Annotated in this window: 10 protein-coding genes; all 10 read left to right on the plus strand. The window is 69.6% G+C overall.

The genetic code is table 11. From position 1 onward, the window contains the following. The first annotated feature begins 17 nt into the window (after positions 1–17). Entirely contained in the window at positions 18–1,337 is a 1,320-nt protein-coding gene (locus IE173_RS03760; RefSeq protein ID WP_191281994.1) for an HNH endonuclease signature motif containing protein, read from the plus strand. A 68-nt stretch (positions 1,338–1,405) separates the two neighbouring features. Further along, positions 1,406–2,947: an anthranilate synthase component I gene (locus tag IE173_RS03765; protein ID WP_191281995.1), complete on the plus strand. Its 1,542-nt coding sequence runs from the start codon at positions 1,406–1,408 to the stop codon at positions 2,945–2,947. Continuing rightward, complete coding sequence (locus IE173_RS03770; protein WP_191281996.1) at positions 2,944–3,384, plus strand: Trp biosynthesis-associated membrane protein; 441 nt, start codon at positions 2,944–2,946, stop codon at positions 3,382–3,384. Before IE173_RS03765 ends, IE173_RS03770 begins: the two co-directional genes overlap by 4 nt. Positions 3,385–3,451: 67 nt before the next feature. After that, complete coding sequence (locus tag IE173_RS03775; RefSeq protein ID WP_191281997.1) at positions 3,452–3,682, plus strand: DUF6704 family protein; 231 nt, start codon at positions 3,452–3,454, stop codon at positions 3,680–3,682. A gap of 1 nt (position 3,683) precedes the next feature. Beyond that, the gene (gene trpC / locus IE173_RS03780) at positions 3,684–4,463 is read left to right on the plus strand and encodes an indole-3-glycerol phosphate synthase TrpC (RefSeq protein ID WP_191282477.1); all 780 of its coding nucleotides are present in this window, start codon (positions 3,684–3,686) and stop codon (positions 4,461–4,463) included. A 74-nt stretch (positions 4,464–4,537) separates the two neighbouring features. Then, a complete protein-coding gene (gene trpB / locus IE173_RS03785; RefSeq protein WP_229841925.1) occupies positions 4,538–5,695 on the plus strand; it encodes a tryptophan synthase subunit beta in 1,158 nt (385 codons plus the stop codon). Further along, positions 5,692–6,495: a tryptophan synthase subunit alpha gene (gene trpA / locus IE173_RS03790; RefSeq protein ID WP_191281999.1), complete on the plus strand. Its 804-nt coding sequence runs from the start codon at positions 5,692–5,694 to the stop codon at positions 6,493–6,495. The genes trpB and trpA overlap by 4 nt, the downstream gene beginning before the upstream one ends. Before the next feature lie 13 nt (positions 6,496–6,508). Continuing rightward, positions 6,509–7,600, plus strand: coding sequence for a prolipoprotein diacylglyceryl transferase (locus tag IE173_RS03795; protein ID WP_191282478.1), 1,092 nt, complete (start codon positions 6,509–6,511; stop codon positions 7,598–7,600). Positions 7,601–7,710: 110 nt separating this feature from the next. Beyond that, positions 7,711–12,300: a glutamate synthase large subunit gene (gene gltB / locus IE173_RS03800; protein ID WP_191282000.1), complete on the plus strand. Its 4,590-nt coding sequence runs from the start codon at positions 7,711–7,713 to the stop codon at positions 12,298–12,300. Continuing rightward, complete coding sequence (locus IE173_RS03805; RefSeq protein ID WP_191282001.1) at positions 12,293–13,747, plus strand: glutamate synthase subunit beta; 1,455 nt, start codon at positions 12,293–12,295, stop codon at positions 13,745–13,747. The genes gltB and IE173_RS03805 overlap by 8 nt, the downstream gene beginning before the upstream one ends. Positions 13,748–13,756 lie beyond the last annotated feature (9 nt).

Raw genomic sequence — 13,756 nt, forward strand, 5'->3', positions numbered from 1 at the left:
TGAACTGGGAGATCGGCGTGAGCCTGCCTGCCGTGCCTGTGATCGAGGTCCCTGACCTCTCCGGGTTGGCGCGTGCGTCGCATCAGGAGTTGATGGTGGGGATGCGGCGGTGGGCGGCGCATGTGCGTTCCGCGGAGTCGGTGGTCGCCGCGTTCGCGGGGGAGATCGATCGGCGGTCGTCGCGGGATGCCGGCTATGAGGGGTTGGCGGCCTCGACGGGGGCGCGCGGGCCGGAAGGGCTGGTGTCGAGCCTGACGGGCAAGTCGGTGCGGGATGCCCGGGATCTGGTCACGGTGGGGCGGCTGTTGGATGCTCCGCCGGTGTGGTTGACGGATGTCGCGGCCGGGGTCGCTTCCGGTGAGGTGTCGGTGGGGGCGGCGGCCGCGATCGTCACCGGACTCGGCTCGCCGACTCCGGAACTGGGGGCGGATGACCTGCTCGACGCCGCCCAGACCCTCGTCGCCGAGGCCGCGACGCTGCCGCCGGAGAAGGTCGCCCGCCTCGCCCGGGAGATGCGAGACGAACTGGATGCCGCCGGGATCGCCGACCGGGAGCAGGCGCTGCGGCAGAAACGATTCCTGCGCCTCACCCCACGCCCGGATGGGATGACCAGCATCTTCGGACTCCTCGACCCGGAATCGGCGGCTCTGGTCACCGACGCGATCGACTGCGTCACCGCACCCCGCCGCAACGGACCCCGCTTCCTCGACGACACCGAACGCGCCCGCGCCGACGCCATCGAGAACGACCCCCGCACCACCGAACAACTCGCCCTCGACGCGCTCGTGGAGATGATCCGCATCGCCGCCGCCGCCGACCCCGGACGCATTTTCGGGATCCGCAAACCCGCCGTGCGGGTCCATGTCGACGCCCGCGACCTGCACCGCCGCGAAGGTGCCGGGCACCTCGAAGGGCAAACCGCCGCCGTGTCCATCGCCACCGTCGAACGCCACGTCTGTGCTGACGGCTACGTCCCCGTGATCTTCCACCCCGACGGTCCCATCGACGTCGGACTCACCCAACGACTCTTCACCACCCGGCAGCGGATCGCCCTCGCCGCGATCTGGGGCGGCTGCGCCCACCCCGACTGCGACCGCCCACCCTCCTGGTGCGAAGCCCACCACGCCACCGAATGGGACAACGGCGGACCCACCGACATCGCAAACGGAATCCTCCTCTGCCGCTTCCACCACCTCCTCACCCACAACATGGGCTGGAACATCCGACCACCCGACCGACCCGGCGGGACATGGCTCATGCACCCACCATCCCGAGGGTCGGGTATTCGAAAGCCCATCGAACTCACCAGCAAGCACCCCCTCCGCCGAAAGCAATGAACCGCACGCCCGGGGAGAGCTCTGTTCTGTCGCCGAAGACCCAAGGTGAAACCTGAGACAATCGACGCGTGACCACGACGACCACTTCGGCCGGGAGCACCTCCCGCGCTGACTTCCGCGCGGCGATCGCCGCCGGGCACCGCGTCGTCCCGGTGCTGCGCCGCCTCTTCGCCGACGGTGAGACGCCGATCGGCGTCTACCGCAAGCTCGCGGTCGGCAAGCCCGGGACGTTCCTGCTGGAATCGGCGGAACAGGGCGGCATCTGGTCACGCTGGTCGTTCGTCGGCGTCGGTTCGCTCGGCGTTCTCACCGAAGATGCCGGGGCAGTCACCTGGCTCGACTACGGGCTCTCCGCCGAGCGTGCCCTCGGCGCCGACGCTCCCACGACATCCCTGGATGCTCTCAACCACCTCTACGAGCGCTGGAGCACGCCGCAGGTCGCCGGCCATCCGCCGCTCACCGGCGGACTCGTCGGCTTCATCGGCTGGGAAGCGGTGCGCCAGCTCGAGAAGCTGCCGGATGCACCGCCGGCCGACTACGAGGTCCCGGGGCAGGCGTTCTCGTTCGTCTCCGAACTGGTCGCGCTCGATCACCGCACCGGCTCCGCGATCCTCATCGCGGCGGTGCTCAACGACGGCACCGACGACGAAGAGACGTTGTGGGCCGACGCGCAGCGACGACTCGACGAGTTGCAGACCGGCCTCGCGCAGCCCACCGAGACCTGGCTCGCCGACATCGATCTCGACATCGTGCCGGAGCCGATCGCCCGCACCCCGAAGGCCGACTTCCTGGCCGCCGTCGAGCGGTCCCGTCAGTACATCCGCGACGGCGACGTCTTCCAGGTGGTGATCTCGCAGCGTTTCGACCATGCCATCACGGCCGAGCCGATCGACGTCTACCGGGTGCTCCGCACGCTCAACCCGAGCCCGTACATGTACCTGTTGACGCTCGAGGCCCCCGACGGTTCGGGCTACGCGATCGTCGGGTCGAGCCCGGAGGCGCTCGTCAAGGTCGCGGACGGACGGGTCATCACGCATCCGATCGCCGGATCGAAGCCGCGCGGCGAGACGCCCGAACAGGATGTCGACCTCGCCGACGAGCTGCTCGCCGACCCGAAGGAGCAGGCCGAGCACCTCATGCTCGTCGACCTCGCGCGCAACGACCTCTCGAAGGTCTGCGTCGCCGGATCGGTCGAGGTGACCGAGTTTATGCAGGTCGAGCGCTTCAGCCACATCATGCATCTCGTCTCGACCGTCGAAGGCGACCTGCGGCCCGACGCGACGAGCATCGACGTGTTCCGCGCGACGTTCCCGGCGGGCACCCTCTCCGGGGCCCCGAAGCCGAGGGCGCTGGAGATCATCGACGAGCTCGAACCCGCGCAGCGCGGGGTCTACGGCGGCGTCGTCGGCTACTTCGGCCTCGCCGGGGATGCCGACCTCGCGATCGCGATCCGTACGGCGACGATCGTCGGTGGCCTCGCCCGCGTGCAGGCCGGCGCCGGCCTCGTCGCCGATTCGGATGCGATGAGCGAGCACCGCGAAGCCCAGAACAAGGCGGCGGCACCGCTGCGAGCGGTCGCGGTCGCCAACGCGATGCGCCGCATCCGATGACCCCGTCGCGCCTGCGCCTCATCGCCCTGCTTGCTCTCGCGGTCCCGATCGTCGTGACCGCGATCGCGGCCGGGTCGAACGCCGCATTCGGAGCACTTGCTCTCGCCGCCGCCGCCGCGGTGCTCGCGATGCTGCTCGCCGGTCCGGCGTTCCGGGCGATCCTCGCCGTGTTGATCGCGTTGCTTGGCGCCTGCGTCGTCGCGGTGGCGGTATTCCTCCCCGAACTCGACGCGCTCACCGTGGTCGCGATCGTCGGTGGCGCCCTGCAGGTGCTCGTCGCGGCCTGGGTCGCCACGACGATCCGCAGCTGGCCGGCGACCGGGGCCCGGTATTCACGCTCCCGCGTCGAGGGCGAGCGGGCGAGCGACGATCCTGCCCGCAGCTGGGACGCCCTCAGCGCGGGCGACGATCCGACCGATCCGGCGGGGGTCGAGTAGCCGCCGAGCGGCGTGTCGAGACTCGGTAGACTACGGCTGCACCTCAGCAGGAGAAGGAGATTCACAGATGAGCGACGAGAACGAGCCCGGTCACGGACATTCGCCCGCGGCCTGGGTTGCCGTGGTGGTCATGCTGATCGGCATCACCGGCGGCACGTTCGCGTTCTGGTTCGACCAGGCGCTGCTCGTCTGGATCTCGGCGGGCGTCGTCGTCCTGGGTCTGCTGCTGGGTCTCGTTCTCGCGAAGCTCGGCTACGGCGTCAAGGGGCCGCGTTACGTCCCGAAGAACCATTCCTGACCTGCTCGCGGAGCTCGTCGCCGGTGCCGTCGACGACGCCGCGGCGCGCCGGGCGACCTTGACGCTCCCGGCGGTCGAAGCCGCAGCTCTGGCGCGACCGCCCGCTCGCGATGCTCTCGCCGCGCTGGCTCCCGCCGAACGGGTGAAGGTCATCGCCGAGGTGAAACGGGCGAGCCCGTCGCGAGGCGCCCTCGCCGAGATCGCCGACCCGGCATCCCTCGCCGTCTCGTACCAGACCGGCGGCGCGAGCGCGATCAGCGTGCTGACCGAAGGGCGCCGCTTCGGCGGGTCCCTGCAGGACCTCACCGACGTGCGAGCCGCGGTCGACCTGCCGGTTCTGCGCAAAGACTTCATCGCCGAGCCGTACCAGGTGTTCGAGGCCCGTGCCGCCGACGCCGACCTCGTGCTGCTCATCGTCGCGGCGCTCACGCAGCCCGTGCTGCACGAACTGCATGCGCTCATTCTCGAGCTCGGCATGACCCCGCTCGTCGAAGCCCACTCCGCCGAAGAGGTCGAGCGTGCCCTCGACGTCGGAGCCTCGATCGTCGGCATCAACGCCCGCGACCTCTCGACCTTCGAACTCGACCGTGACCTGTTCGGAACGCTCGCCGATCGCATCCCGTCGGGTGTCGTCCGCGTCGCCGAGTCGGCCGTGAAAGACGCCGCGGATGTCACCCACTACCGCGCTGCCGGCGCGGATGTCGTGCTCATCGGCGAAGCGCTCGTCACCGGCGACGACCCGGTCGCCACGCTCAAGAGTTTCCTGGAGGCCGGAAAGTGACCCCACCCACCGAGCAGACGGAGTCGCTCAGGGACCGCCCCGGCCCGTTCTTCGACGCCTACGGCGGCCGGTTCATGCCCGAGTCGCTCATCGCGGCGATCGACGAACTCGCGGCCGCCTACGAGGCGGCGAAAGCCGACCCGTCGTTCGCTGCCGAGCTGGCCGAACTGCATCGCACCTACACCGGCCGCCCCTCGATCATCACCGAGGTGCCGCGGTTCGCCCAGCATGCCGGCGGGGCGCGCATCATCCTCAAGCGGGAGGATCTCAACCACACCGGCTCGCACAAGATCAACAACGTGCTCGGCCAGGCGCTGCTCACCCGGCGCCTCGGCAAGAACCGCGTCATCGCCGAGACCGGAGCCGGCCAGCACGGCGTCGCGACCGCGACGGCGGCCGCGCTCTTCGGGCTCGAGTGCACGATCTTCATGGGCGAGGTCGACACCCAGCGTCAGGCGCTCAACGTCGCCCGCATGCGGCTGCTCGGTGCCGAAGTCGTGTCGGTCACGACCGGCAGCCGCACGCTGAAGGACGCGATCAATGAGGCCTACCGCGAGTGGGTGACGAGCGTCGAGACCACCAACTACATCTTCGGAACGGCGGCGGGCCCGCATCCGTTCCCGGCGATGGTGCGCGACTTCCAGAAGATCATCGGCGAGGAGGCGCGTCAGCAGGTACTCGAGCTCACCGGCAAACTCCCGGATGCCGTCATGGCCTGCGTCGGCGGCGGCTCGAACGCCATCGGCATCTTCCACGCGTTCCTCGACGACGCCGACGTGAAGTTGTACGGGATCGAGGCGGCCGGTGACGGCGTCGACACCGAGAAGCACGCGGCGACCATCGAACGGGGTCGACCGGGCGTACTCCACGGCTCACGGTCCTACGTGCTGCAGAACGACGACGGGCAGACGATCGAGTCGCACTCGATCTCGGCCGGACTCGACTACCCGGGGGTCGGCCCCGAACATGCCGCCCTCAACGACCGCGGCCGCGCGACCTACCTGCCGGCGACCGACACCGAGGCGATGGATGCCCTCCGCCTGCTGTCGATGACCGAAGGCATCATCCCGGCCATCGAGTCCGCTCACGCCCTCGCCGGCGCTCTGCGGCTCGGTCGCGAACTCGGGCCGGACGCCACCATCCTGGTCAACCTCTCCGGTCGTGGTGACAAAGACGTCGCCACGGCCGGAGCCTGGTTCGACCTGTTCGACGAGGGAGCGAAGCAGTCGTGACCGTTCCCACCCTTTCGGTCGCGACCCGCATCGCGCAGAACCGCGACGACGGCCGCGGCAGCCTCATCGGCTACCTCCCGGTCGGGTTCCCCGACCTCGGCACGAGCATCGACGCCGCGGTCGCGCTCGCCGAGAACGGCGTCGACGCGCTCGAACTCGGGCTGCCCTACAGCGATCCCGTGATGGACGGGCTCGCGATCCAGAAGGCCACCGAGGCCGCGATCGCCGGCGGGTTCCGGGTGCGCGATGTCTTCACCGCCGTCGAAGCGGTGCGCGCGCGGGTCGACATCCCGGTGCTGGTGATGACCTACTGGAACCCCGTGCTGCAGTACGGAGTGGATGCCTTCGCCGACGCGCTCGTGAACGCCGGGGGAGCGGGACTCATCACCCCCGACATCACCCCGGATTCCGCCGACGAGTGGATCGCGGCGAGCGACCGCACGGGTCTCGACCGCGTCTTCCTGGCGGCGCCGTCATCCACCGATGCGCGCCTGAAGACGACCGTCGAGGCGAGCCGTGGCTTCGTCTACGCCGTCTCGACGATGGGCATCACCGGAGCGCGACAGGATGTCGACGCCGCCGCGCGTTCGCTCGTGGCGCGCCTGCGGGGCGTCGGCGCGGAGAACGTCTGTGTCGGGATCGGCATCTCGACGGGCGAGCAGGTCGCCGAGGTTCTCGGCTACGCCGACGGCGCGATCGTCGGCTCGGCCTTGGTGAGCGCGCTGGCCGACGGAGGCGTCGCGGGAGTCGCCGCGAAGGCCGCCGAGCTCGCGTCCGGCACGACCGCGACCAGGAAGTAGACTCGCCGACGTGATCCCGACGAGCCTTCCCAGCCCGCCGTCCGACTGGTCGTCGTTCGAGATCCCTCTGGGGTTCATCCACGACGCACTCGTGGGCGTTCTTCCGTGGTTTCCCGAGCAGTTCGTCATCCACGTGTACGCCCTGGCGATCCTGCTCGGCATCGCCGTCGCGATCACCGTCTCCAACTACCGGTTGACCGCCCGCGGCGCCGAGCCGTGGATCGTCATCGACCTCGCGATCTGGGCCGTCGTGTTCGGAATCGTCGGGTCCCGCATCTGGCACGTCGCCACTCACCCCGACGACTTCTTCGGCGAGGGCAAGAACACCTGGAACGCCTTCGAACCCGGCAGCGTCTGGGCCGTCTGGGAAGGCGGCGTGGCGATCTTCGGCGCCGTGCTGTTCGGCGGCCTCGGCGTGTACATCGCCTGCCGACTCGCCGGCCTGCGTTTCACGGCCGCCGTCGACGCGATGGCCCCCACGCTGCTGCTCGCCCAGGCCTTCGGCCGCCTCGGCAACTACTTCAACCAGGAGCTGTTCGGCCTCCCCACCGACCTGCCGTGGGGCCTCGAGATCGACCGCCCGAACCCGGCGATCCCGGTCGGCATCCCCGCAGACGCCCTCTTCCACCCGACCTTCCTCTACGAGATCATCTGGCTGCTCGCCGGCTTCGGCGTGCTGATGCTGATCGAGAACCGGGTCTCGCTCGGCAAGGTTCAGTCGGGCATCGGCAAGTTCCTGCCGGTGTGGCCCACGTTCACGCGTCGCGACGCGTGGCACTGGGGCAAGATGGTCGGCCTCTATGCGATCTGGTACGGCATCGGCCGCGCGTGGTTCGAGTCGATCCGCCTCGACCCGAGCGAAACGCTCTTCGGCATCCGCTCCAACGTGTGGGGCGCGCTGCTCTTCATCCTGGTCGGCATCATCGTGATCGTCGTGCAGACGAAGCGGCATCCGGGCATCGAACCGAGCGTTTACCTGCCCGGCAAAGAGTGGACGCCCGACTCTGCGGTAGACTCCGACGAGATCTACACGGACGATGAGACCGGCGATGGCGCCGGATCCACGACTCCGGCGCCTGCCACAAGCGGAGCTTCCCGAAAATAGTCCCGCCTCCGCGCACCCCTCGCGGCCCGTGGCCTTCGTCGACACGTCGCCACACAGCATCCGTTGGGCCAGCGCAGTCCCACTCCAGCACCATCGTGAGGACGGTACCCATGGTTCAGAGCGCATACGAACGGTTCAGCACCGTTCCGCAGGCGCAGGGGCTTTACAACCCTGCGTCAGAGAAGGACGCCTGTGGCCTCGCCATGGTCGCCACGCTGCGCGGAACGGCCGGCCACGACATCGTCACGCAGGCTCTGGATGCCCTGCGGCACCTCGAGCACCGCGGGGCGATCGGATCCGACGCGGGCACCGGCGACGGTGCCGGCATCATCACCCAGATCCCCGACCAGTTCCTGCGCGCGGTCGCGGGCTTCGACTTGCCGCCCGTCGGACGGTACGCGGTCGGGATGGCGTTCCTGCCCACCGACAAGACCGAGCGCGACGCGCAGAAGGCGGCGATCACGACCATCGCCGAGCAGGAGTCGCTGCGGGTCATCGGGTGGCGCGACGTGCCCACCGACCCCGCGCACCTCGGAACCCTGGCGCGTGAAGCCGCGCCGGTCTTCGAGCAGGTGTTCGTCGAGGCCACCCGCGGCGACGCGCACGGCCAGCCGCTGTCCGGCATCCAGCTCGACCGGCTCACCTTCCGGTTGCGCAAGCGGGCCGAGCGGGAGCTGGGCGCCTACTTCCCCTCGCTGAGCGCACGCACCCTGGTCTACAAGGGCATGGTGACGACCCTCCAGCTGGAGCCGTTCTACCCCGACCTCTCCGACGAGCGCTTCGTCTCGAAGCTCGCTCTCGTGCACTCCCGGTACTCGACGAACACGTTCCCGTCGTGGCCGCTCGCCCAGCCGTTCCGCATGATCGCCCACAACGGCGAGATCAACACCGTGGAAGGCAACCGCAACTGGATGCGGGCCCGCCAGTCGCAGCTGGAGAGCGAGCTGCTCGGCGACCTCAAGCCGGTGTTCCCGATCGTCACCCCCGGCGCGTCCGACTCGGCATCGTTCGACGAGGTCGTGGAGCTGCTCAACCTCGGCGGCCGCTCGCTGCCGCACGCGATGATGATGATGGTGCCGGAGGCCTGGGAGAACCAGGTCGACATCGACCCGGCCCGTCGCGCCTTCTACGAGTTCCACTCGATGCTCATGGAGCCGTGGGACGGCCCCGCCGCGCTCGTCTTCACCGACGGCGAGTTCGTCGGGGCGACGCTCGACCGCAACGGCCTGCGGCCGGGCCGCTTCCTGGTGACCGACGACGGCCTCGTCGTGCTGGCGAGCGAGATCGGCGTTCTGGACTTCCCGCCCGACCGCATCGTGCGCAAGGGACGGCTGCGTCCGGGGAAGATGTTCCTCGTCGACACCGTCGCGGGGCGCATCGTCGAAGACGACGAGGTCAAGGCCGAGCTGGCGGCATCCGAACCGTGGCAGGACTGGCTCGACGAAAGCCGCATCGAACTGGCCGACCTGCCGGAGCGGGAGCACATCTCGCATACTCCCGCGTCGGTCGTGCGTCGTCAGCGCACCTTCGGGTACACCGAGGAGGAGGTGCGGATCCTGTTGACGCCGATGGCGATCAACGGCGCCGAGCCCCTCGGGGCGATGGGTTCCGACACCCCGATCGCGGTGCTGAGCGACCGCCCGCGGCTGCTGTTCGACTACTTCACCCAGGCGTTCGCGCAGGTGACGAACCCGCCGCTCGACAGCATCCGCGAAGAGGTCGTCACGAGCATGAAGCTCGGCCTCGGTCCGGAGCGCAACCTGCTCACCGCGACGCCCGAGCACGCCCGCCAGGTCGTGCTCGACTTCCCGGTGATCGACAACGACGAGCTCGCGAAGATCCAGCACATCGAAGGGCCGGCCGAGCCCGGCCAGCGCGGGCCGAAGCTGGCACGGGTCATCAAGGGGCTGTACCGCATCGACGAGGGCACCGAGGCGATGGCCGATCGGCTGGCCCGGATGTGCGAGGAGGCCGACGACGCGATCGCCGACGGCGCGCAGTTCCTGGTGCTCTCCGACCGCGACTCGAACGCCGACCTCGCGCCGATCCCGTCGCTGCTCATGCTCTCGGCGGTGCATCACCACCTCATCCGACAGGAGACGCGGATGAAGGTCGGTCTCGTGGTCGAAGCCGGTGACGTGCGCGAGGTGCACCACGTCGCGCTGCTCGTCGGCTACGGCGCGTCGGCGATCAACCCGTACCTGGCGATGGAGACTGCCGAGCAGCTCGTCAACTCGGGCATGATCTCCGGGGTCACGCCCGAGAAGGCGGTCAAGAACCTCATCAAGGCGCTCGGCAAGGGCGTGCTGAAGATCATGTCCAAGATGGGCATCTCGGTCGTCGGATCGTACGCCGGAGCGCAGGCGTTCGAAGCCGTGGGCCTCAGCCAGGAGTTCGTCGACCAGTACTTCACGGGGACCACGAGCCTGCTCGGGGGCGTCGGCATCGACGTGATCGCGGCCGAGAACGCCGCCCGGCATGCGGCGGCGTACCCGGAAGACGGCGCGATCACCGTGCACGAGCGCCTGCAGGTCGGCGGCGAGTACCAGTGGCGCCGCGAGGGGCCCTCCCACCTGTTCAACCCCGACACGGTGTTCCGGCTTCAGCACTCGACGCGCGCCCGCCGGTACGACATCTTCCGCGACTACACGCGGCTCGTCGACGAGCAGGCCGAGAACCTGATGACCCTGCGCGGGTTGTTCAAGTTCAAGGACGACGAGCGCAAGCCGATCCCGCTCGACGATGTCGAGCCGATCGAGAGCATCATCGCGCGCTTCAACACGGGTGCGATGAGTTACGGCTCGATCTCGCAGGAGGCTCACGAGACCCTCGCGATCGCGATGAACCGCATCGGCGGACGCTCGAACACCGGCGAGGGCGGCGAAGACGTCGACCGGCTTCTCGACCCGGCACGCCGGAGCGCGATCAAGCAGGTCGCGAGCGGCCGGTTCGGCGTCACGAGCCTGTACCTCACGAACGCCACCGACATCCAGATCAAGATGGCGCAGGGCGCGAAGCCCGGCGAGGGCGGCCAGCTGATGGCCACCAAGGTGTACCCGTGGATCGCCCGCACCCGGCACTCCACGGCCGGCGTCGCGCTCATCTCGCCGCCGCCGCACCACGACATCTACTCGATCGAAGACCTCAAGCAGCTGATCTTCGACCTGAAGCGGGCGAACCCCGAGGCGCGCATCCACGTGAAGCTCGTCTCGCAGTCGGGAATCGGCGCGGTCGCCGCGGGTGTGTCGAAGGCACTCGCCGATGTCGTGCTCATCTCGGGTCACGACGGCGGCACCGGCGCGAGCCCGCTCAACTCGCTCAAGCACGCCGGCACCCCGTGGGAGATCGGCCTCGCCGAGACCCAGCAGACGCTCATGCTCAACGGCATGCGCGACCGGGTGGTCGTGCAGGTCGACGGCCAGCTCAAGACCGGTCGGGATGTCATCATCGCCGCGTTGCTTGGGGCCGAGGAGTACGGATTCGCCACCGCACCTCTGGTCGTCTCGGGCTGCGTCATGATGCGGGTCTGCCACCTCGACACCTGCCCCGTGGGCGTCGCGACCCAGAACCCGGAGCTGCGTGCCCGGTTCACCGGCAAGCCCGAGTTCGTCGAGACGTTCTTCGAGTACCTGGCCCAGGAGGTGCGCGAGTACCTCGCGGAGCTCGGGTTCCGGTCGCTCGACGAGGCGATCGGTCGCGCCGACCTGCTCGATGTCGACCGCGCCGTGGAGCACTGGAAGGCCGACGGGCTCGACCTCAGCCCGATCCTCGTCGGGCCGGTGTTCGCCGAGGACGAGCCGCGTCGCAACCGGGTGGCGCAGAAGCACGAACTCGACGAGCACTTCGACGTCGAGCTGATCCGTCGCGCCGCCGCCGCCCTCGAGAACGGTGAGCCCGTGACGATCGAGCTGCCGGTGAAGAACACCGAGCGTGCCGTCGGCACGATGCTCGGCCACGAGGTCACCAAGCGCCACGGTGAGCACGGCCTTCCCGAGGGCACGATCCAGGTGTCGATGACCGGGTCGGCGGGCCAGTCGCTGGGCGCGTTCATGCCCAACGGCATCACCCTGCGTCTCGAGGGCGACTCCAACGACTACGTCGGCAAGGGTCTCTCGGGCGGCCAGATCATCCTGCGTCCGCCGCACTCCGCCGTCTTCGCCGCCGAGCGCAACGTCATCGCCGGCAACGTTCTCGGCTACGGCGCGACGCAGGGCAGCATGTTCATCCGCGGCGTCGTGGGGGAGCGGTTCCTGGTGCGCAACTCGGGCGCGACCGCCGTCGTCGAAGGGGTGGGCGACCACGCCCTCGAGTACATGACCGGCGGTCTCGCGGTGATCCTCGGAACGACCGGGCGCAACCTCGGCGCCGGGATGTCGGGAGGCACGGCCTACGTGTACGACCTGCGCCCCGAGCGAGTCAACCGGGATGCCCTCGCCAACGGTGAGCTGTCGCTCATGCCGCTGGAGAGCGCCGACGTGGAGATCCTCACCGACCTGCTGCGCAAGCACGTGGCCGAGACCGACTCCGCACTCGCGGCGAAGATGCTCGCCGACCCCGATGCGACGATGGCCGCGTTCGTCAAGGTGCTGCCCCGCGACTACGCCGCCGTCATCAAGGCGCGCGCCGACGCGATCGAAGAAGGCCTCGACCCCGACGGCGACGTCGTCTGGTCACGGATCATGGAGGTGACCGGTGGCTGATCCCAAGGGATTCCTCAAGGTCCAGGAGCGCGAGCTGCCGAAGCGCCGGCCGGTGCCGGTGCGCATCATGGACTTCAAAGAGGTCTACGAGAACCAGGACCCGACCCAGTTGCGGCGTCAGGCCGGGCGCTGCATGGACTGCGGCATCCCGTTCTGCCATTCCGGCTGCCCGCTCGGCAACCTCATCCCGGAGTGGAACGACCTCATCTGGCGGGGCGAGGGCCGCCAGGCGATCGAGCGCCTGCATGCCACCAACAACTTCCCGGAGTTCACCGGCACCCTGTGCCCGGCGCCGTGCGAGGCGAGTTGCGTGCTCGGCATCAACCAGCCCGCGGTCACGATCAAGCAGGTCGAGGTGTCGATCATCGACCAGGCTTGGGCGAACGGCTGGGTCACCCCGCATCCGCCGGAGAGGCTGACCGGCAAGACCGTCGCCGTCGTCGGCTCCGGGCCGGCGGGACTCGCGGCCGCACAGCAGCTCACCCGGGCCGGACACACCGTGGCGGTCTACGAGCGCGACGACCGCATCGGCGGCCTGCTGCGCTACGGCATCCCCGACTTCAAGATGGAGAAGAAGCGGCTGGATGCGCGACTCGCGCAGATGCAGGCCGAGGGCACGCGCTTCCGGGCCGGCGTCACCATCGGTGAGGACATCGCCTGGGATGACCTCCGATCGCGATACGACGCGGTCGTCATCGCGACCGGCGCGACCGTTCCGCGGGACCTGCCGATCCCGGGCCGCGACCTGCTCGGGGTGCACTTCGCGATGGACTACCTCGTGCAGCAGAACAAGGTCGTCGCGGGTGACCAGGTCGCCGCGCAGATCACCGCCGAGGGGCGCCACGTCGTCGTCATCGGCGGTGGCGACACCGGCGCCGACTGCATCGGCACCGCCCACCGCCAGGGCGCTCTCAGCGTCACCAACCTGGCCATCGGCATCCAGCCGCCCGCGGAGCGCCCCGAGCACCAGCCGTGGCCGACGACGCCGACCCTGTTCGAGGTCTCCAGCGCCCACGAGGAGGGCGGCGAGCGGGTGTACCTCGCCTCGACCGTGGAGTTCCTCGCCAACGAGGCCGGTGAGGTGCGCGCGTTGCGGGTCGCCGAGACCGAGTACCTCGACGGCCGGCGGGTGCCGAAGTCGGGCACCGAGCGCGAGATCCCGGCCGACCTGGTGCTCATCGCGATGGGCTTCACCGGACCCGAGAGCGACACCCTGCACGGCCAGCTGCGCGTGCCGTTCGAGAACGGCACCGTCGAGCGCGACGGCGACTACGCCACCAGCGAGGCGGGCGTGTTCGTCGCCGGCGACGCCGGTCGCGGGCAGTCGCTCATCGTCTGGGCCATCGCCGAGGGCCGCGCCGCGGCATCCGCCGTCGACCGCTACCTGGAAGGCGAGACGCAGCTGCCCTTCCCGGTGCGCCCGACCGATCGCGCCCTCACCGTCTGACTTTCCCGC

The sequence above is a fragment of the Pseudolysinimonas yzui genome (assembly GCF_014653215.1).
Taxonomy (GTDB): domain Bacteria; phylum Actinomycetota; class Actinomycetes; order Actinomycetales; family Microbacteriaceae; genus Pseudolysinimonas_A; species Pseudolysinimonas_A yzui.

Coding starts and splice junctions, on each gene's coding strand:
- IE173_RS03770 (WP_191281996.1), top strand. CDS start 2,944: ATGACCCCGTCGCGCCTGCGCCTCATCGCCCTGCTTGCTCTCGCGGTC.
- IE173_RS03775 (WP_191281997.1), top strand. CDS start 3,452: ATGAGCGACGAGAACGAGCCCGGTCACGGACATTCGCCCGCGGCCTGG.
- trpB (WP_229841925.1), top strand. CDS start 4,538: ATGCCCGAGTCGCTCATCGCGGCGATCGACGAACTCGCGGCCGCCTAC.
- gltB (WP_191282000.1), top strand. CDS start 7,711: ATGGTTCAGAGCGCATACGAACGGTTCAGCACCGTTCCGCAGGCGCAG.